17 protein-coding genes are annotated in these 19,710 nt (G+C 68.9%); 9 read left to right on the top strand and 8 right to left on the bottom strand.

What is annotated here, in order from left to right:
- Nucleotides 1-10 precede the first annotated feature (10 nt).
- The gene (locus ACIQF0_RS04010; protein WP_360030467.1) at nucleotides 11-1,519 is read right to left on the bottom strand and encodes a sugar transferase; all 1,509 of its coding nucleotides are present in this window, start codon (nucleotides 1,517-1,519) and stop codon (nucleotides 11-13) included.
- A 375-nt stretch (nucleotides 1,520-1,894) separates the two neighbouring features.
- Nucleotides 1,895-2,110 carry an RNA-binding S4 domain-containing protein gene (locus ACIQF0_RS04005; RefSeq protein ID WP_360030469.1) on the bottom strand — a complete coding sequence of 72 codons (216 nt, stop codon included), beginning with the start codon at nucleotides 2,108-2,110 and terminating at the stop codon, nucleotides 1,895-1,897.
- Nucleotides 2,111-2,299: 189 nt separating this feature from the next.
- Here ACIQF0_RS04005 and ACIQF0_RS04000 point away from each other — a divergent pair, with 189 nt between their 5' ends.
- Nucleotides 2,300-2,884 carry a DUF2306 domain-containing protein gene (locus ACIQF0_RS04000; RefSeq protein WP_401024186.1) on the top strand — a complete coding sequence of 195 codons (585 nt, stop codon included), beginning with the start codon at nucleotides 2,300-2,302 and terminating at the stop codon, nucleotides 2,882-2,884.
- A 279-nt stretch (nucleotides 2,885-3,163) separates the two neighbouring features.
- Here the strand turns inward: ACIQF0_RS04000 and ACIQF0_RS03995 are convergent, their stop codons facing one another.
- From ACIQF0_RS03995 to ACIQF0_RS03985, 3 genes are read right to left on the bottom strand one after another with little or no spacing between them, the layout of a single operon-like run.
- Nucleotides 3,164-3,580: an SLATT domain-containing protein gene (locus tag ACIQF0_RS03995; RefSeq protein ID WP_360030473.1), complete on the bottom strand. Its 417-nt coding sequence runs from the start codon at nucleotides 3,578-3,580 to the stop codon at nucleotides 3,164-3,166.
- Complete coding sequence (locus tag ACIQF0_RS03990) at nucleotides 3,577-4,779, bottom strand: DUF4231 domain-containing protein (protein ID WP_360030474.1); 1,203 nt, start codon at nucleotides 4,777-4,779, stop codon at nucleotides 3,577-3,579. The genes ACIQF0_RS03995 and ACIQF0_RS03990 overlap by 4 nt, the downstream gene beginning before the upstream one ends.
- Nucleotides 4,780-4,833: 54 nt before the next feature.
- Nucleotides 4,834-5,529, bottom strand: a complete 696-nt coding sequence (locus ACIQF0_RS03985; protein WP_401024183.1) for an HAD family hydrolase — start codon at nucleotides 5,527-5,529, stop codon at nucleotides 4,834-4,836.
- A gap of 35 nt (nucleotides 5,530-5,564) precedes the next feature.
- On the opposite strand from ACIQF0_RS03985, the gene ACIQF0_RS03980 reads away from it, so the two are divergent.
- The 5 genes from ACIQF0_RS03980 (at nucleotide 5,565) to ACIQF0_RS03960 (ending at nucleotide 11,945) form a co-directional block, all read left to right on the top strand.
- Nucleotides 5,565-6,950 carry an SDR family NAD(P)-dependent oxidoreductase gene (locus tag ACIQF0_RS03980; RefSeq protein WP_401024180.1) on the top strand — a complete coding sequence of 462 codons (1,386 nt, stop codon included), beginning with the start codon at nucleotides 5,565-5,567 and terminating at the stop codon, nucleotides 6,948-6,950.
- A 187-nt stretch (nucleotides 6,951-7,137) separates the two neighbouring features.
- Nucleotides 7,138-7,800 (top strand): Ku protein, encoded by a 663-nt coding sequence (locus ACIQF0_RS03975; RefSeq protein ID WP_093588179.1) that lies wholly within the window; start codon nucleotides 7,138-7,140, stop codon nucleotides 7,798-7,800.
- 135 nt (nucleotides 7,801-7,935) lie between these two features.
- Nucleotides 7,936-8,394, top strand: a complete 459-nt coding sequence (locus tag ACIQF0_RS03970) for a hypothetical protein (RefSeq protein ID WP_401024177.1) — start codon at nucleotides 7,936-7,938, stop codon at nucleotides 8,392-8,394.
- Nucleotides 8,327-11,197 (top strand): AAA domain-containing protein, encoded by a 2,871-nt coding sequence (locus tag ACIQF0_RS03965; protein WP_401024174.1) that lies wholly within the window; start codon nucleotides 8,327-8,329, stop codon nucleotides 11,195-11,197. Before ACIQF0_RS03970 ends, ACIQF0_RS03965 begins: the two co-directional genes overlap by 68 nt.
- Before the next feature lie 136 nt (nucleotides 11,198-11,333).
- Nucleotides 11,334-11,945 (top strand): LPXTG cell wall anchor domain-containing protein, encoded by a 612-nt coding sequence (locus ACIQF0_RS03960; protein WP_360030484.1) that lies wholly within the window; start codon nucleotides 11,334-11,336, stop codon nucleotides 11,943-11,945.
- Nucleotides 11,946-12,007: 62 nt separating this feature from the next.
- On the opposite strand, the gene ACIQF0_RS03955 is transcribed toward ACIQF0_RS03960, so the two are convergent.
- A complete protein-coding gene (locus ACIQF0_RS03955) occupies nucleotides 12,008-12,757 on the bottom strand; it encodes a PIG-L family deacetylase (protein ID WP_401024171.1) in 750 nt (249 codons plus the stop codon).
- A gap of 97 nt (nucleotides 12,758-12,854) precedes the next feature.
- On the opposite strand from ACIQF0_RS03955, the gene ACIQF0_RS03950 reads away from it, so the two are divergent.
- Nucleotides 12,855-14,087, top strand: coding sequence for a glycosyltransferase (locus ACIQF0_RS03950; protein WP_401024169.1), 1,233 nt, complete (start codon nucleotides 12,855-12,857; stop codon nucleotides 14,085-14,087).
- Nucleotides 14,088-14,151: 64 nt separating this feature from the next.
- On the opposite strand, the gene ACIQF0_RS03945 is transcribed toward ACIQF0_RS03950, so the two are convergent.
- Nucleotides 14,152-15,825: a S8 family peptidase gene (locus tag ACIQF0_RS03945; RefSeq protein ID WP_401024166.1), complete on the bottom strand. Its 1,674-nt coding sequence runs from the start codon at nucleotides 15,823-15,825 to the stop codon at nucleotides 14,152-14,154.
- Nucleotides 15,826-16,127: 302 nt separating this feature from the next.
- Here ACIQF0_RS03945 and ACIQF0_RS03940 point away from each other — a divergent pair, with 302 nt between their 5' ends.
- Nucleotides 16,128-17,054, top strand: a complete 927-nt coding sequence (locus tag ACIQF0_RS03940) for a LuxR C-terminal-related transcriptional regulator (RefSeq protein ID WP_360030491.1) — start codon at nucleotides 16,128-16,130, stop codon at nucleotides 17,052-17,054.
- 76 nt (nucleotides 17,055-17,130) lie between these two features.
- Nucleotides 17,131-17,706 (top strand): hypothetical protein, encoded by a 576-nt coding sequence (locus tag ACIQF0_RS03935; RefSeq protein ID WP_401024163.1) that lies wholly within the window; start codon nucleotides 17,131-17,133, stop codon nucleotides 17,704-17,706.
- Nucleotides 17,707-17,765: 59 nt separating this feature from the next.
- Here the strand turns inward: ACIQF0_RS03935 and ACIQF0_RS03930 are convergent, their stop codons facing one another.
- The gene (locus tag ACIQF0_RS03930; RefSeq protein ID WP_401024162.1) at nucleotides 17,766-19,643 is read right to left on the bottom strand and encodes a S41 family peptidase; all 1,878 of its coding nucleotides are present in this window, start codon (nucleotides 19,641-19,643) and stop codon (nucleotides 17,766-17,768) included.
- Between the last annotated feature and the right edge of the window lie 67 nt (nucleotides 19,644-19,710).

Genomic DNA, 19,710 nt, shown 5'->3' with positions numbered 1-19,710 from the left:
TGGTTCCCCATCAGTAGGCCCCCTGGCCGCCGAAGACGGCGCGGAAGGTCTTCCACATGATCACGAGGTCGAGGGCGAGCGACCAGTCCTCGACGTAGCGCAGGTCGAGCCGGATCGACTCCTCCCACGAGAGATCGCTCCGTCCGCTCACCTGCCACAGGCCGGTCAGTCCGGGCTTCACCAACAGGCGGCGCCGCACGTCCGAGGAGTACTTCGCGGTCTCCTCCGGCAGCGGCGGGCGCGGGCCGACGAGCGACATGCTGCCCGCGAGGACGTTGAACAGCTGCGGAAGCTCGTCGATCGAGTACCGGCGCAGGAACGTGCCGACCTTGGTGATGCGCGGGTCCTTCTTCATCTTGAACAGCACGCCGTTGCCTTCGTCGACACTGGCGAGCCTGGCGCGCAACGCGTCGGCGTTGGTCACCATCGTGCGGAACTTGATGATCGTGAACGGCACGCCGGTCTTGCCGACCCGCTTCTGGCGGTAGAAGACGGGACCACGGCTGTCGATCATCACGAACGCGGCGACGGCGAACATGAGCGGTGCCAGCAGGACGAGGATGAGGAACGCTCCGACGCGGTCCACCACTTCCTTGACCAGACGGCGGAATCCGCTCAGTGCCGGTTCGCTCACGCGCAGCAGCGGCATGCCGAGCACGGCGCTCATGTGCAGTCGCGGGCCGGCGACCTCCATGAGACCGGGCGACACGACCATTTCGGCACCGGAGCCTTCGAGTGCCCACGCGAGCTGCTGGAGACGGCGAGGTGTCCAGTAGGCGTCGGGCGTGACGGCGACGATGCGGTACCCACCGCGACGGACGTGCTCGGCGAGCTCGCGCAGCTGGCCGACGACGGGAACGCCGTCGACGTCGGTGCCGGAGCGGCCGCGGCCGTCGATCGTGCAGATCGCGTCCACGCGCCAGCCGAGGTGGGCGACGCGCTTGGTGCGGAGGATGAGGTCCTCGACGGTGTCGAGGTTGCCGGCGGCGAGGACCGAGAGCAGGAAACGTCCTTCACTGCGGCCGCGGTGCAGCGGGCGGCGCAGGAGGTAACGCATGGGAAACGCGACCAGGGCGATCGCGGGAACCACGACGAAGATCCACAGGCGGGCGCCGGGGATGTCGACGGCGAGCGCTCCGAGTCCGAGCGCCACGACGGCACCGAACAAACCCCGGCCGAGTCTTCGGAACTCCTCAGCTCCTTGACCCAGAACGGTCGGCGTCCACACGCGGTTGATCGCGAGCGAACCGACGACGAGGACTACTGTGAGTATGTCCAGCAGTGCAAGGGAAAGCGGGCCGAAAGCGGCGTGTCTGATGCTCATGACGGCACCGACGGCGACGACGACCAGGGCAACGGTCACCACGTCGGCGGTGATCACGGCATAGCGGTAGCGGCTTTCCCAGCGGGCAACGGGTGGGTGCGTCTGTCTGTGTTCCGACAGAGGATTGAGCGTGGAGCGCACCCCGTCGACGTCACGGGCAGCGACGTCACGGGCAGCGCGGACCTGCTCACTCATCGTTCTGATCTCCCCGGCTCAGCGGCGATTCGGACGTACACGAACGCAGGTCACCCCGAGGACCTTGGAATCTGGCGGACTTCGCGATCTTCGGCCACGCCGCAAACTGGATCGGCAGCCGAAGCTCGCAACCGGTGATTCGTATGTTCTGGCATCCGCGTTACAGACCCTGGAAAAAAGTTTCCCGAAGTCCGAATACCGGACGTGACGCGCGTCTCACCACGTTGAAACCGTGGCGACGTAACACGTTTCCAGATGTCCACAAGGGACATAAAGAGCACGTATGGCGCGAGGTAATGGCCCAGAACAGGTCTTCAGGCCCTAGTCTGATCGTCTGCGAATGTGCATGCACTTACCGCTGAACGGAGTAATGGGCTACGGCCGAACAGAAATGCGCACTTCGTCACTCTCGACGACCACCACGTCACCGTGCCGCAACTGTGCGCCACGCCTCAGCTCCACAGCGCCGTTGACGTGGACTTCCCCGTCCTCGATGAGCTCCTTGGCGTGTCCGCCGTCCTGAGCCAGCTGCGCCAGCTTGAGGAACTGTCCTAGCCTGATCGGCTCTTCGGAGATCTCGACCGTCCGCATGAGTCCCATCATCCCAGTAGGGCGCTCCCCACTGCTCGCTCGGGGGCTCACACCAGCGCGTTCGAGTGAACGCGTTGACAGGCTTGAAGTATGAAAACTTCTTGGGGGTACGCCGCCTGGTTGGCGGTGTCGGGATTCGTCTGCGTCGCGATAACGATCTTCGCCGCGAGCGCGTACGTGACTTTGGACATGGATCAAGCGAGACCGCCGTTGCACGGACCGGTCCACTACGGGCTCCTGGTGGCCCACATCTTCACCGGAACGGTCGCGGTCCTGGCGGGTGTCTCGCAGTTCTGGCCGCGGCTGCGCGGCCGGCACCCGAGGGTTCACCGGGTCATGGGGCGCGTCTACTTCGCGGCGGTCCTGCCGTCGTCGTTGCTCGGCGTCGTGTGCGCCCAGCTGTCGCTGGCCGGGCTGTCCTCGTCCGCGCCGCTGACCGTGCTGTCGGTGCTCTGGTTCGTGACGGCGCTCTACGGCCTGAAGACGGCACGGCGGCGCCAGTTCGGCGAGCACCGCATCTGGATGATCCGCGGTTTCGCACTCACTGGCGCCGCCGTGACGGGTCGCCTTTGGGGGCTTGCTCTCGGCGCTGTGATGCCCGACGGGGACGGGCTGCTCATCTTCGCCACCGCGAACTGGCTGTCGTTCGTGGTGAACCTGCTGGTGGCCGAGTGGTGGATCCAGTCGCGGGGTTACACCCGGACCTTGCCCTCCGTGGCGCTCAAGCCGAGCATTTCCAGCAGGTCAGCGCAGTCGAGCGCGTCCGTGGCGTGACAGGCCACGGTGCGTGCCGCCTTGCTGTTCTGAATCGTGCTGTGCTCCTTCTCCAGAGCCTTGGCCTCGGCGAAGGTGCCGGTTTCGGGCTCGGCGATCGCGGGACGCGCCCAAGTCATCTCGTGCCTGCTTCCGCATCGGGGGATGTGGTCATCATGGCAACTGGGTGACGGAAACACCAGAACCGGTGCTTACCGTAATCGATCACCCACGCTGCGTGTTAACCGTGGGAGCGCTTTCTTTCGACCAACCCCTGATCATTCTTGCCAGGATTCCACTTTACCTGCCGTACCTGAGCACCGATTCCACTTCGGTCACAAATGCGACCAGCCGTTCGTCGTCCACATCGTCCGGCGTGGGCCCGTCCACCGCGAGTCGTTGCAGCGCAACGGAAGTGGTGGCACTCTCCCGCGCCAGGCGGCGGAACCCGAACGTCGCCTCGTACAGCGACAGCGCGGTGCCCAGAGCGGCCAGAACCGTTGCCACGAAACCCCACATGGCCCTGCGCGGTCCGTCCGCCATGCCCACGGCCGCGGCGGCCGCGGCGGCGATGAAGAACGCGGCCGCGAGCGCGACCGTCCACGTGCGAGCGCGGGAGTAGCGCTTGCGGGCGCGTTCGAAGTGGTCGAGCCGGTCCTGGAAGCGGTGGCGCAGATAGGCTTCCACGAACTGGGCCTGGCGCTGCTTGTCGCTCATGTCCGTACCACCTCGTGCTTGCGGTTGCTGACCGCGGCTTCCAGATCCGCCACCTTGTCCAGGCGCTCTTCCTCCGTGGCCGGGGCGACGGAGGCGAGGTGCGCGAAGTACAGCGCCCGCAGGCGTTCCGCGCGCGACCGGGCGGTGAGGTACTTGTCGAGCGACTCCCGCTTGCGCGCCACGATCGTGATGGCCGCGGCGAACGCGCCACCCGCCACGACGAGCACTCCCGGCCACGGCGTGTCCTTGAGCCAGGTCTGCAGCCCGGCGAACACCGTCGTGGTGAGGCCGCCCGCGATCGCGAGCACGGCCGTGAGCCGGTAGCGGTTCTGCTCGACCTCGGCCTCGGCGTCGAGCTCCTGGAACGCCGGCGCGACGACCTGGTTCGCGTCGTGGATGGCGTCGGCGAGCGTCGGATAGGCCACGACGAAGCCGGGGTCGACGAGCGGGCGCGGTTCCGGCGCCCGGTACCGGACCTTGGGCAGGATCCGCGGCGGCTTGACGGGCTTCTCCTTGCCCAGCAGCCGTTCCAGCGCGGTGACGGCCTTACCGGCACCCTCGTCCACGTGGATGATGAAGATCTTGCCGCTGCGCACGAGCACCGCTAGGTCGCCGGTGAGGTCGCCCGTCGCGATGCGGTCCGCGAGGCCACCGGTGCCGGCGAGCACCAGCAGCGGGTTGTCCCCGCTGAGGTGGTCGATCACCTCCCGCTCGTTCTCGCCTCCGACGACGAGAGCGACCACGGGCTTCTTGTTGCGCACCGCGTCGATCGTGCGGAACAGCACCGGTGTCGAGTCCGTCCACTCCGAACCGGGCACGATGACGGCGATGCTGTGGTTGGGTTCCAGCGCGACCTGACCGTTGGTGGAGCTCTCGGTGAGGTCGTGCACCTTGCTGCTGGGCGCGACACCGATCACGACGGGCCAGCGTTGCTCGCACGCCTGCAAAGCCATGCCCAGCAAGTGGACAACGCCTCTGTCGGTGCCTTCGGTGACGAACACGGCGCCGTTGCGCGCCGCCGTCACGACCACGGATCTGAGCACCGGCAACAACTTCGCGGCGAGATCCGTTTCAATGTCCTGGGTAGAGCCGAAGACCGAGATCACCGTGCGGCCTCGGGGAAGTCCGAGGGCCTTCGGTTTGATGTCGGCGTCCGGCTGGGACAGCCGTTTGACTGTCGGGCCGCCTGCTGTGGGCATGCCGCGCACCATAACGCCGTGATCGACCGTCGGCCAGGGCCGTTCAGACCCGTCTCAGGTGGCCCACACGCTCCTGGCCAGCCGCGACAGGTCGCTCAGGTCGTCGATCACGATCTGGGCTCCAGCTTGGTGGAGATCCTGTCTCGAACTGCGCCCGGTGGCCACGGCGACGAGCCGCACACCCGCTTTCGTCGCCGCGTAGACGTCGTGCGGGGTGTCGCCGATGAGCACCACCTCGTTGTGCGTGAACGGCCGGATCCGTTGTGCGCGTTCACGGGCGAACGTCACGAGCTCGGCGCGGTCGGCGTGGTCGTCGCCGAACGCGCTCGCGTCCCAGTCGACGAGGTGCGCCAGCCCGAACTCCTCCAGCTTGATCCGCGCCACGCTGCGGAGGTTCGCGGTCAGCACGCCCTGGTGCACGCGCGGGTCGTCCGCGAAGTGTTCGAGCGCCTGGAGCGCACCGGGCAGGACCTCGCCGTGGCCCGGAAGTTCGGCGCGGCGCGTCTCGAAGGAGTCCGCCAGCGCGTCGGCCAGCAGTTGCGACGCCTCCTCGGTGTGCTCGATGCCGTGCTGCCGCAGGGTCTCCTCGATGATGTCCAGCTCGGTGCGCCCGCCGAGGTCGACGGGGCCCTCCAACTCCCGGCCGAACGCGCTCCGGAACGCCTCGCGGTACATCAGTCCGCCGAAACCGCGCGCCGCGATCAGCGTGTTGTCGATGTCCCACAGCACCAGCAGTTCGGGCCCGGTCATCCCGAGCACCCCCTCACCCCGTAAAATGCCTGCTCATGACCTCGATCGACCCCGCAGAGCTGGAAGTCTGCCTGCGCGTGCTTGCCCAGGTCGAGGACCTGCCGGCGGAACACGACGACGCCGTGCGCGTCCGCCGGGCCACCGCGAAGATCTTCAAGGCCGCGAAGAAGTTCCGGAAGACCGAGCGCAAGGCCGCCATCACGGCCAACGACCGCGCTGTGACCGCGCTGACGGCCACCGGGTCGCCGGACCGCATCGACGACGAGACGCAGGGCCTCCCGCTCGTGTCGAACGCCGTCGGTGCTTCCGCAGGCACGTTGCTGCGCGCGCGGTCCTGCTACACGTGCCGCAAGAGGTTTGTCGAGGTAGATGCCTTCTACCACAACCTCTGCCCCGAGTGCGCCGCGTTCAACCACGGCAAGCGCGACGCCCGCACGGACCTGACCGGCCGCAACGCGCTGCTGACCGGTGGCCGCGCGAAGATCGGCATGTACATCGCGCTGCGCCTGCTGCGTGACGGCGCGCACACCACGATCACCACCCGGTTCCCCAAGGACGCCGCCCGCCGGTTCGCCACGATGCCGGACGCCGCCGACTGGATCGACCGGCTCAAGATCGTCGGCATCGACCTGCGCGACCCGTCCCAGGTGCTGGCGCTGGCCGACGAGGTGGCGTCGCGCGGCCCGCTGGACGTGCTGATCAACAACGCCGCCCAGACCGTGCGCCGTTCCGCCAACGCCTACACGCCGCTCGCGCACGCCGAGCACGAGGAGCTGACCGGCGACGCCCGCCGTCCGGAGCTGATCTCGTTCGGCGGCCACGGCCAGCTGGCGTTGCCCGGCACCGCCGTCCCCGAGGCCCACTCGGTGACGACGCTGGCGTTGATGGCGGGCTCCAAGGACATCGACGCGGGCGGCCTCGTGCCGGACACCGCGCCGGTCAACTCGTGGATCCAGAACGTCGACGAGGTCGACCCGGTGGAGCTGCTGGAGGTGCAGCTCTGCAACTCGACTGCGCCGTTCCTGCTGATCTCACGCCTGCGGGCGTCGATGGCGAAGTCGTCGTACCGCCGCAAGTACGTGGTGAACGTGTCGGCGATGGAGGGCCAGTTCTCCCGCGCCTACAAGGGTTCCGGGCACCCGCACACGAACATGGCGAAGGCCGCGCTGAACATGTTGACGCGCACCAGCGCCGAGGAGATGCTGCAGGCCGACGGCATCCTGATGACCGCCGTCGACACGGGCTGGATCACCGACGAGCGGCCGCACCCCATGAAGCTGCGGCTCGCGGAGGAGGGCTTCCACGCCCCGCTGGACCTGGTCGACGGCGCGGCACGGGTGTACGACCCGATCGTGCGCGGCGAGGCCGGCGAGGACCTGTACGGCTGCTTCCTGAAGGACTACGCGCCCTCGCCTTGGTGATGTCGTCACGCGAGCGCTTTTGTCGCGTGACGACATCACCAACTCAGGCTTCCAGGAATGTCACAGTAGGCCTTCGGAGTGACTTTCGTCGGAAACACGCGTCCGAGGCACCTGTCGGACGCGTCCGAACGAGGCCTTTCATCAGGCGTTATGCTTAGTTGAACACCTGTTCGAGTACTCATTTGTCATGAGAACTGTGTGGCGGGGAGCACTTCGGTTCGGGATGTCGACGATGACGGTGCGGCTGGTGTCGGCCGCCACCGAACATCGCAGCAAGGTGCACCTGGTGCATCGCGAGGACAGCGGCCGCGTGCGGCACCAACAGGTGTGCGGCGAGTGCTCCTTACGGCTGACGCCGGAGGACATCGGACGCGGCTACGAACTCGACGACGGCCGGATCGTGCAGATCGATCCGGGCGACCTGCCGGCGCCGGAGGACGGCGTGATCGACGTGCAGCAGTTCGCGCCGCAGGTCGACCTGGACCCGGTCGCGTTGCACCGCAGCTACTACGTCGAGCCGGACGACCTGGCCGTGCGGTCCTACGTGCTGCTGCGGGAGACGCTGGAGCGCACCAAGGCCGCGGCGATCGTGAAGTTCGCCTTGCGGGGCAAGGAAACGCTGGCGGCGCTGCGCCCACAGCAGGGCGTCCTGGTGCTGCACACGCTGCTGTGGCCGGACGAGGTCCGGGAGCCGCACTTCGCGTTCCTGCACCGGGACACCGAGGTGCGGACCGGCGAACTGGCCGCCGCGGCGGCGTTGGTGAGGGCGCAGACGCGTCCGTTCCGGCCGCACGACTACCCGAACACGCACCACGAGGCCCTGCTGCACCTGGTGGAGGCGAACGTCTGACCGGGCTCCTGATGGTGCGGGCGTGCGACCCGCGAGTCGGGGATGAACGCGGGTCGCGCGCCCGTTCTGTCAGGGCTGAGACCTCGCTGAGAGTTCGCGGGGCTCGCCGGTGGATCACCACTAGCGTCGCCGGTCATGAGGGAAGAGAAGAAGCCCGTGATCCTGTGGGTGGCGGTGACAGCGGTGGTCGCGCAGCAACTCGCCGCGTTCGTGGGCACTCCGGACGTCGACGTGAACCACGGCCACCTCATGTGGCTCGGGCTGCTGGCGTTCATGGTGATACCGGTGAACGGGTGCGCGATCGCGGTGTTCGCGACGCGGGACGTCCCGGCCCTGGTCAAGGCGGTGATCGCCGGGCTGTTCCTGGCCTGGCACGGCTACGCGCTGGTGCTGCTGTCCGGCGTCGCCGGAACGCGGAGCGCCGAGTTCTACATGCACGTGCTGGCGAACAGGACGGTCGGCATCGCCTATCAGGTGACGCAGGTCGTCGCGTTCGGCTTCGTGGTGCTGGCTAGCATCACTCTCCATGCTCGCCAGTCCGTCCGACCTCGTCGACCTGCTCGAATGCGAACACCGGAGCTACCTGGCGCGTGACGAACGGCGTGGCGACCCCGCTGAGCTGCACGGCGCCGCCGCCCGGACGGCCGCCGAGATGCGTTCGGGGGCGGACCTGGTCGAGAACGCCGTGTTCTTCGACGGCGTGTTCCACTGCTCGGCGCAGACCCTCGTGCGTACTCCCGAGGGCTACGAGCCGTGCGACGAGGCCTCCGACGCCACTCCCCTGGCCGTGTTGTCGCTGGTCGCGGCTGCCGAGGCACTGGGGTCGGCTCGAGCGCACCTGATCGTCGACGGGCGGCGGACGTCGTTCCGCGTCGCCGACTTCCTTCCCCTGCTGGGGCGGCTGCGGACGCGGCTCGCGAAGCCGTCACCCGCGCCGAAGCGGTCGTGGGGTGACGTGCGGGCGGCCTGCGTCGGGTGCCGGTTCGCTCGTCACTGCGCTTCTGGTCGTGAGGAGGCACGGGACCTGTCGCTGGTGGCCGGGCTGCGCACCGATCAGCGGCGGAAGCTGGTTTCAGCCGGCATTGACACGATCGACGCACTTGCGGCGACCGAGGAGCGGCCCGCCACGCTGTCGCCGGCGAGCTTCACGGCGTTGACCGCGCAGGCCCGGCTTCAGGTGCAGCAGGAACGCACCGGCGTGACCACCTACGAGGTGGTGGCGCCCGAGGCGTTGGCGAACCTGCCGGAGCCGGCCGAGGACGACGTGTTCCTGGAGGTCGACGGCGACACGTTCCGCACGCCGGGGTGGGAGGGGACGTTCGCGGAGTTCGTGGACCGCACGCCGGAGGGCACGGTCTACCACTTCACGCCGCACGACCTCGCCGGGCGGGCCGCGCGGACGGCCACCAGGGAGTCCGAAGTGGACGAACTGGTGCGCAGGTGCGTCGATCTGGGCGCGTTGACGCGGCGGGTGTTGCGGGTGTCCACGAGGGAGTACACGCTGCCGGCGTTGAAGCCGTTGCTGGACGACGAGATTCCGACTCGTGGGCTGCGGGATCTGTTGCACGCCATCAAACTCGAGCGCGAGATCGAGACCGCGCCGCCACAGGAGCAGGACGAGGCGGCTCGTGAGAAGGCGGCCGAGCGGGCGCGCCGGATGGCGGCGCTGACCGAGCCGTTGCTCGCCGAGGGGCACGACCTGTTCGCGGCGACGGTCGGGTATCACCGGCGTGAGTCGAGTCCGGCGTGGGGCGACTTCTTCCGGCAGGCCCTCGCGCCCATTTCCGACCTGGAGACCGATTCCCACTGCGCGGTGCCGATCACGCTCAAGGCCGAGGACTGGGTGCCGCCGGCCGGACGGGTCCGCACGCACAAGCGGCAGGTGCACGCGCGAATCGACCCTGAGCGGCCGCATCCGTTCGGCGCGAACGAGTCCGTCCGGCTGCTGTATCCCGGCAACGTGACGCGCAACGCGGTCGTGTCGGACGACAACCCGTACGAGCTGGTGCTGACCGAGAGCAACTCACAGGAGCATTCCGAGCTGCCGATCGCGGTGCTGCCGGGCAGTCCGGTGCCCGCGTCGCCGAAGGACGAGGCCGTCGCGGAGCTCGCCGAGCAGGCCGTCGGCCTGTTGCCGCTGCTCCCCCGCAACCCCGGCATCGACCTGTTGCTGCGCACGCCGCCCGCGCAACCGTTGCCGCAGCACGACGACGTGGTGCAGGCCGTGATCAAGGCCGTCGACCAGCTCGACGGCGGCACGCTGGCCGTGCAGGGTCCGCCCGGCGCCGGCAAGACGTACCTCGCGACCAAGCTCGTGCGGCACCTGATCGACCAGGGCAAGACCGTCGCGGTCACCTCGACGTCGCACAAGGCCGTGGAGAACGTGCTGTCGAGCGTCGATCCGGACATCCCGATGGCCAAGCGCCCCAAGGAGAAGAAGCCCGAGGAGGGCCTGCCGTGGGACCAGCCGAAGACCAACGGCGCGCTGGCGCAGTGGCGTGAGGAGCACCCGCAGGGCCACCTGGTCGGCGGCACGGCTTGGACGTTCTCCAACGCCGTGATCAAGGCGCAGCCGTTCGACGTGATGATCATCGACGAGGCCGGGCAGTTCGCGCTGGCCGACGCGGTGGCGGTGGCGACGGCAGCGCGCAACCTGGTGCTGCTGGGCGATCCGCAGCAGCTGCCGCAGGTCGTGCAGGGCGTGCACCCGCCCGGTTCGGACGCGTCCGCGCTGGGCCATCTGCTCGGCGACGCGGACGTGATCCCCGCGCATCTGGGCTACTTCCTCGCCGAGACGAGGCGAATGCACCCGGCGGTCTGCCGTCCGGTGTCCGAACTGTCGTACGCGGGACTGCTCCATTCGCACGAAACGGCCGCGCATCGGGCTGTCGAGGGCATCGAGCCCGGCATCTACCTGCGCGAGGTCGACCACCGCCACAACATCACGTCGTCGACCGAAGAAGCCGACGCCGTGGTGGACACCGTGCGCGCGATCGTCGGTCGTACGTGGACGGACAACGGCAAATCGCGCGAACTGACCGATGCGGACATTCTCGTGGTGGCGCCCTACAACCTGCAGGTGCGGGTGATCCGGCGACGGCTGGCCGATGCGGGATTCGGCGAAACTCGGGTGGGCACTGTGGACCGCTTCCAGGGCCAGGAGGCGCCCGCCGTCATCATGTCCATGACGTCGTCGTCCACCGTGGACCTGCCGCGTGGCCTGGACTTTCTTTTGTCACGCAACAGATTGAACGTGGCCCTGTCGCGTGCCCAGGCGCTCGCCGTGATGATCTGCTCGCCCCGGCTGCTGGACGCCGACGTGCGCGGCGTGGAACAGATGCGGTTGGTCGCGGGCATGATCGGCCTAACAGAAAACATGAGGATCTATCCGTGGTGACACCGTAGCGTTGTCATACGGTGACCTTCCGACCCCGCTCGGTTGCTAGCGTGGCCCGGTTCACCCGGTCGGGTGATTCAGATCATGAATGTGTGCTCGACCCCGCCACGCATCAAGCAAGAGCAGGAGAGATTCGTTGGCACGTAGAGTTCTCGGCGCGTTCGCGGTGACCGCCACCGCTGTACTCGCCACGTTGGCGCTGTCGACGCCTGCCAGCGCCCACACCCCGAAGTGGACCGCGTCCTGCGACAAGGGCGCCAAGGTCACCAAGGTCTCGGTCAACCTGACCCAGTACAACAAGAAGGCCAAGAACACCGTCACCGTCCTGGACGGTGAGACGAAGCTGCCGATCGACAAGCCCGAGTTCCAGGAGTCCTTCTCGAAGGAGTGGACCAACCTCGACGCTTCGGTCAAGCACGTGTTCAAGCTCGTCGTGACCGCGTCGGACGGTTACAACTACGAGGACACGAAGACGGTCGAGGCGTGCGTGGACAAGGCGCCGCCGACCAAGCCGACCAAGCCGACGGAGACCAAGCCCACCGAGCCGACCTCCTCGGCTCCGGAGGTGCCCTCGTCCTCCGCCGAGGTCCCGCCGTCGTCCACCCCGGCCGCTCCTGGTGGAAGCGCTCCCGAGCCGCCCCTCGCGGCCACCGGTGCGTCCCCGCTGTGGCTGCTGCTCTCGGGTCTGGGCCTGGTGGGCGCCGGTGCCGGCACCCTGCTGTTCCTGCGCCGCCGTCAGAGCGCCTGAGCCAGCTGATCTAACGAAAAGAGCGGGGCGGTCCGAAATGGACCGCCCCGCTCTTTTCGTTGCTAGAGGTCCAGTTCGGTCGCGGGACCGTGGCCCACGCGGATGAACCACTCCGTGCCGAACGCGTGCGCGAACGTGGGTTCGTCCAGCGACAGGAAGAACGACTGCTCGGGGATCTGCGAGGCGTGCGCGCGCATCGCCTTCCGCTTGACCTCCAGGTACTTCACGACGTCGACGCCGACGTTGATCTCCGACTCCGGCACCGCGCCCTCGCCCAGCGGCGGCGGTTCCTCGATCCCTGCCATCCGGAACGCCTCGCGGAACTCCGACTCCCGCACCATCCCCTGGTAGACGGCCGGTGTGCCCGCGAGCTCCGCGGCCCGCATTCCCACCCGGTGCGCCTGGATGTGGTCGGGGTGGCCGTAGCCGCCGAAGCTGTCGTAGGTGGTGAACACCTTCGCGTCCTCTTCGACGAGGATCGCCGCGAGCTTCTGGGCGGCCTCCTCGACGTCCGCGGTCCAGAACGACCCGGGCTGCCCGTTGAGCTCGTCGCCCATCATCCCGGAGTCGCGGTACCCCAGGAACTCCACGCGCGCGACCCCCAGCAGGTCCGCGGACGCGTGCGTCTCCACGACACGGCGCTGCCAGAGTTCCTCGCCCTCCGCCAGGTCGTCCGGGATCTCCCCGGCCTCTCCGCGCGTCGCGACGACGAGCACGACCCGGTGTCCCTCCTCGAACGCCTTGCGCATCACGCCACCCGTGACGATGCACTCGTCGTCGGGGTGGGCGTGGAACGTCACCAATGTCGCCATGACCGCGACGTTACCTGTGAATGGAACTTCGCCATTCCCCCACGCCCCCGCCTCTACCTAAGGTGGGGAACAAACCCTCGGCCGCGGGGAGGACGCCGTGCGCGTGCTGTGCACAGTCGCGTTCTCGGCCGCTCACGCCAGGGCCACCCTGCCGCTGGTCGCGATGCTCACCTCGCTCGGCCACGAGGTGCTGGTGGCGGGTCCCCCCTCGGTGCTGCGCGGCTTCGCGGACGAGCCGGTGCGCGTCGCCGCCGTGTTCCCCGAGGTCGCGGACCAGCTCGCGGACCTGTTGCAGGGCGAGGTCCTGACGCTCCCGCCGGACTACGACCCGTTCTCCGACGAGATGATCGTCGAGTTCGCGGCGGGCCCGCACATCGCCGCGGCCGTCCAGGCGCTGTTACCGGTCGCCACCGAGTTCCGGCCCGAAATCGTGCTGCGCGGCGGGATCGAGTTCGCGGGCCTGCTCGTCGCCGAGCACCTGGGCGTGCCGCACGTGACCACGCCGACCGGGGTCGGCCAGTACATGGACCGCCTGACGCTGCTGAACGCCCTGAACGAACGCCGCTCGGAACTGCGCACGCCGCTGCACGAGTCCCTCGACTCGGCGCACCGGTACGGCCGGTTGGACGCGGTCCCGCCGGGCTACTCGTTCGCCCGCCAGCCGATGCCTGCCGCGTTCGCCTTCCAGCAGCCGCCGCACCACAGCGCCGGGGAACGGCTGCCGCAGTGGCTCGCGGACCTGGACCCGGCGCGGCCGCTGGTGGTGGCGTCGACCTCCACGAGCGGCGGGGTGTTCGAGTCCGAGTCGTCGCTGGAGCTGTTCGACTTCGACGCGCTGCCCGCGCAGGCCCTGGACCGCTCGCCGCTGGCCCACCTGGAGGCGATGGTGGCCGGACTGTCCTCCGTGGACTGCGAGGCGGTGGTGCTGACGGGCGGGTTGCCGGTGGAGGCCCCGGCGGCGCACGTGCACCTGGTCGAGTCGCTGCCTCAGGCGCTGTTGTTGCAGAGCGCGGACCTGCTGGTGTCGCACGGCGGGTACAACTCGGTCCGCGAGGCGATGCGGGCCGGGGTGCCGTCGGCCGTGCTGCCGGTTCTGCACGATCAGATGCACAACGCTCATCGGGTCAGCGATCTCCATCTAGGCGTGCGGGTGCAGGACTTCTGCGGCGACGCGGTCGCGCAGGCGTGTGAGCGCGCGCTGGCCGACGACGGGATCCGGGCGGGCGTGCGACGGGCTCAGCGGCACGTGCTCGGGCTGCCGTCGATCCGCGACGTCGCCGACTACCTGGAACGGATCGTGCACCGCAACCGGAAGCTCGTGCGCATGTGAAAAGGGCGGCGCCTCCCCCAGGACTCCGGGATGGAAGGCGCCGCCCCTCGGCGAACTCGTGGAGCTATCGCAGGGTCAGGTTCCAGGAGTTGATGTACCCGGTGTCACCGGAGTACACGTCCTGGACCCGCAGCTTCCACGTGCCCGCCGCGACCTCGGACGAGGCGTTGACCGTGTAGGTCGCCACCACGTTGGCGGTGCTGTCCGAAGTGGACGAGTTCTTCAGCCGGTAGGCGGTGCCGTCCGGCGCGATCAGGTCGATCACCAGGTCACCGCGGTAGCTGTGGACGATGTCCACACCGACCTTGGTGGTGGAGGAGGCGTTGCCCGTCACCGTGGAGGTGATGGACGACGTCACAGCGGTGCCGCGGTCCGGGATGGCGACGTCGGTCGTGTTCTCCAGGCCACCGGACGGCGGCGGAGTCGTGTCGACGGCGTTCACGGTCTTGGTGGCGTCCGCGAGGCCCGCGCCACAGCCACCGGAGCAGGTGCCGGGAAGCGGCCGGGCGTTGGTCTTGATCAGGTCCTTGACCTGGGCCGGGGTGAGCGACGGCTTCTTCGCGACCAGCAGCGCCGCGAGGCCCGCGATGTGCGGGGCGGCCATCGACGTGCCCTGGTAGGGCTTGTAGTTCTCGGCACCGGGGGTGGTGGCGCCCGCGTTCAGCGTCGACCAGATGCCGTTCTCCGGCGTGGTGATGGTGCCGGGGGTGTCGGTGCCGCGACGGGTCTCGCCGCCGGGCGCCGCGATGTCGATGCGGGTGCCGAAGTTCGAGTAGAACGCCTTGTTGCCCTCACGGCCGGTCGCCGCGACGGTGATGACACCGGAGCAGTTGGCCGGGGTGAAGTTGGCGGCGTTCGCGTTCGAGTTGCCGGCCGCGACGACGACCGTGGTGCCGCGGTTGATGGCACCGTTGATCGCGTTCTGGTAGGTCGTCGAGCAGGACGACTGACCGCCCAGCGACATGTTGATGACCTTGGCGACGTTCTGGTTCGCGGGCACGCCGCTCACCGTGCCGCCGGACGCCCAGGTGATCGCGTCGGCGATGTCCGAGGTGGCGCCACCGCACTTGGCGAGCACGCGCAACGGCTGGATCTTGGCGTCGTAGGCGATGCCCGCGACACCCTTGCCGTTGTTGGTGGCCGCGGCGATGGTGCCGGCGACGTGCGTGCCGTGCCAGGACGAACCCTGGTCGGCGGGCGGAACCGGCTGGCCGTTGGCGTCGGTGCCGCACTCACCGCGTGCGGTCCAGTCGCCCTCGTCGGCCGGGTTGGAGTCACGGCCGTTGTTGTCACGGGCACGGGCGGAATCGGAAACGAAGTCGTACCCCGCGACGACCTTGGATGCCAGATCGCTGTGCGCGACGTAGCCGGTGTCGATGACCGCGACGGTCACGCCGGCGCCGGTGCTGCTGGACCACGCGCCGGGCACGTTCATGCCCGCGGTGGCCTCGAAGAGGTCCCACTGCCGGGAGTACTCGGTGTCGTTCGGGTCGGCGAACGGCTGCATCAGCAGGTCCGGCTCGACGTAGGCGACCTTCGGGTCGCTCTTGAACGCCTGGATCGTGCTGTCGGCGTTCGTGGTCTTCGCACCGAGGTCGACGACGACCGCGCCACTCGCCGTGCGGCGGTGCAGGGACTTGCCCTTCTTGCGGGCGTCGTCCGAGGCAGCGGTGTCGGACGAGGCTTCGGCGGTGCCGGGCTTGTAGCCGACGATCAGCCGCTCGAAGGGTCGGTTCACCTGAGTCGAGTCCGGCTGGGACTGGATCTGGCTTGGAGCTGCGTTGACGGGTGAGGCAACGCTGAACACGGCGGCGGAAACTGCCGCGGCGCACAGGGTCGTGCGTCGCAATCCGTTCACGTGAGGTCCTTCCACGCAGGGCCTTCGCGTGCCGTTGAGGGCGTCAGTGTTCTGAACCGGCTGCGGAGGTGGAGGGACCGTAAGCCGGGTCACAGCTGCGAAAACAGGTCTAGTGGAGGCCGTTTAACGACACTGGCGTGTTCACGACAGGGGTACTGCGCTGAATGGCGCACAATGTGGCCGTGTTGGGACACCTGGGCGTCAACGCGGAACAGACCGCTGTTTACGAGCTTCTGGTAACGGGCGGCAGCCGCACGACCGACGAGATCGGCGCGTCCACCGCCCTGCTGGAGTCGATGCGGGAGCTCGGCATGGTCCGGCACCTGCCCGGCGACGTGTGGCAGGCCGTCCCGCCCGACCTCGCCGTGGAGGCGCTGATCGCGGCCCGCGAGGAGGCCAACCGCCGGGCCCGCGCGGACGTCGGCCCGTTGATGGAGCTGTACCTGCGCAACCGCGACGAGGAGCTGGCCGACAACGCGTTCGTCGAGGTGGTGTCCGGAAAGGACGCCGTGCGCGATTTGTGGCGCACCCTGCTGGGCGGCGCCCGCGAGGAGGTCTGCGTCCTCGACCAGCCGCCGTACCTGTCTCCGCAGGAGGAGCACGCCGAGCTGGAGGACTCGACGCGGCAACGGGACGTGCAGTGGCGCGTGGTCTACGACAGGTCCGCCGTCGACCTGCCGGGCCGCGTCACCGAGATCATCGAACTGGTCGCGGCCGGCGAACGCGCCCGCGTCACGCCGACGCTGCCGTTCAAGCTCGCCGTGATCGACGCGCACGCTGCGGTGCTGCCGGTGGCGTCCGGCGACGTGATCGACAAGGTGCTGCTGATCCGGCCGTCCGCGCTGCTCGACGTGCTGCGCTCGACGTTCGAGCTGTACTGGGACAAGGGAATCCCGTTCAGCCCCGGCGGCATCTACGCGGCGGCGTCCGATGTGGACCCGAACCTGCTCGGCCTGCTCGCCGCCGGGCTGACCGACGAGTCGATCGCGCGGCAGCTCGGGCTCGCGCCGCGCACGGTGCAGCGGCGGGTGCGGCAGCTGATGGACCGGTGCGGGGCGCAGACGCGGTTCCAGGCGGGTGTGCAGGCGATGCGGCGGGGCTGGCTCTAGGAACGATCTTGAATGCAACCCCCGGTGATCTTGCGGCGTCTTCTTCTTCGCAAGCGAACGATCACCAGGGGGATTCATGCGCATGCGCAACGTGATGGCGGCTGCCCTGACGGGCCTCGCACTGCTCGGTCTCGCGGGCACGGCGTCCGCTCGGACCGGCCTGACGTGGCCGCCGAAGGACGTCACGCCGGTCCACAAGACCAAGGCGGAACTGCAGAAGCAGGCGGACGCGTTCTCCGCCCAGCAACAGCGGACCTACCCGCGGGCCTTCCGCGGCGCGCAGAACGTCTCGCCCGGCGACTGGGGTGGCGAGGCCGAGGGCGTGTTCGACGACATGCAGTACATGGGCAACACGGTGACGTTCTCCTACCAGGGTCAGAACGTCCGGACGTACACGCAGGTCAACGCTCCTGGCCAGCACGCGTGGTCGCCGGAGGAGTACTGCGAGCAGCCGTGGGCGCACTGCACCGGCCAGGTCAGCGACCACCGGGGCGGCGTGACCGTGTTCTCGAAGAACGAGCAGTTCGGCATCACGGAGGCCCGCAACTTCCGCCGCAACGGTGAGGTGGTCTGGGTCCAGGCCTGGACTCCGGGCACCGAGGCGCAGCTGGCGGTTCTGGCCTCCGACCGCGCGCTCACCTTCACGCGCTAGTCCGGAAGAGGAGAGAGCGGGCGCTTCCGGTCATGGAGTCACCGGAAGCGCCCGCCCGATCAACTGGCGACCTTGCGCGCGGCCACCAGCTGCCCGTCCGCGAAGCCCTCGACGCGCACCTCGCGCCCGGTCGCGGTCAACGTCGCGGTGTGCGCGCCGTCGGTCACGTCCAGCGAGGTGGCGGGGCGGCCGTCGACGTAGACGTCCACCCGGTCGAGGTTCACGGTGTCCAGGGAGACGGTCGTTCCCTCGACCGCCACTCCGAGCCGCCGCACCGGCAGCGCCTTCAACAGCTCTCCCGCCCTGGCGAGCAGATCCACGTTGCCCTGCAACAGGTCCGCGCGGGTGACCTTGTGCTGGTGCGTCGGGCGCACCCCCAGGTCCTCCACCGGTGTGCCGGCGAGCTTGCCGACGCGCAACGTGCGGCGGATCGACACGCGCATGTTCGCCTTGTTGGGCAACGCCTTGTACGGCGACTCGGCGTCGCCCGGCGCCGGGATCGTCAGCAACGTCTTCAGCAGCCCGTGCGTCCACACGTTCGCGCCGCCCGCGCCGGTGTTGTCGTCCACGCCGAGGATCGGGCCCAGTTCGTGGTCGGCCCAGCCCGCCGCGAAGATGTCCGTGGCCGAGTAGCAGCGCGCGTCGGTGATCAGCAGGACCGGGCCGTGATACGTCTGGCCCACCGCGTTCGCGCCGTCGACCGGCGTGATCGTGTGCGAGCAGGAGAACGCCTGGCCCGTCTCGGTCGAGCTGTCGAGCGACGGGAACCACGGGCCGAGATCGATCTGCCCGGTCGGGTCCTCCGCGTGCCGGCGGCAGATCCGCAGGTTCAGCGGCGTGCTCAGGAACTGCACCGGCTCCGGCTGCACGGGCCGCGGCGTCATCGTCTGCAGCAGGAACTCCGAGGCGAAGATGTGGCCGCCGCCGTTGTCCCGGACGTCGACGATGAGTCCGTTCTGCGGCAACAGGTTCGCGAGCCGGACGAACTCGGCGAGGAACGCGTCCGGGTCGTCGACGCTGAACGTGAAGATCCGCAGGTGCCCGAACGTGCCGGACGGCGTGGTGACCGGACGCGCCCGGAACACGCCGGGCATCGTCGTCGCCACGTCCTGCGACGCCATCGCGACCGCGCCGCCGGCGGCCTCGGCCTGCACGACCTTGGGCGCGTGCAACAACTTCTTGGCGCGCGCCTTCTCGTCGGAGTCCAGGTCGACGCCCTGGGCGGCCGCGGCGGGGCTCAGCGCGTCGACGTCGGTCATCGGGGGGAGGTTCTCCGTGACCTGCCAGTCGACCCGGATGTCCTCGGCGGCGCCGGTCTCGTCGCGGTAGCTGACGACGACCCAGTCCTCGTCGGGCGGGAGCTGGATCACCAAGGGGCGCAACGTGAGCGACTCGAGGCCGCGGGCCAGGTTCGCGGCGGTGTTGCTGCCGGCGAAGATCGCGCCGTTCAACGCGACCGCGCGGGCGATCGGCGTGCCGTTCCAGTGCGTCACCTCGGCGCCGACCGCGAGGCCGTTGAAGTTCGCGACCGTGCGGGCGACGAGGTACTGCTCGGTGCCGTCGGCGGCGAAACAGCGCTCCAGCTGGAACGGCAGGAAGGCGATCTTGCCCGCGAACGGCGCGGGCAAGAGGTAGTTCGTGTGCAGGTCGCGCACCGAGTGGAAGGTGCTCGACAGCTCGCGGTGGAACTGCCACTCCGGCTCGGCGGTGGCATCGGTCTGCCGTTCGAGTCTGGCTCGGAGAACTCTGAGTCTTTGCACAGGGTTCACCGCGTGCATGGCGACCTTGAGAGGGAGGTGCGCGTAGTTCTGCTCCAGCAGGATCAGCGCCTGGTCGACGATGAGCTTGCGCTGCGCCAGGGTGAGGGTGCCCGCCGTCGCGTGGAACTCGGCGAGTCCGACGGAGTTTGCGACGTTCGGGTGAGCGGTTGTGGTCATGGTGGGGCCTCCTTGTCCAGTAGAGGCTTTCCAGGGCGTCTGGATACACCTGTTTCACCCGTTCGGC

This window comes from Lentzea sp. NPDC092896 (genome assembly GCF_044754905.1).
GTDB lineage: Bacteria > Actinomycetota > Actinomycetes > Mycobacteriales > Pseudonocardiaceae > Lentzea.
The sequence above is the reverse complement of the archived record's forward strand: the minus strand, read 5'-3'. Positions and strand labels throughout refer to the sequence as shown.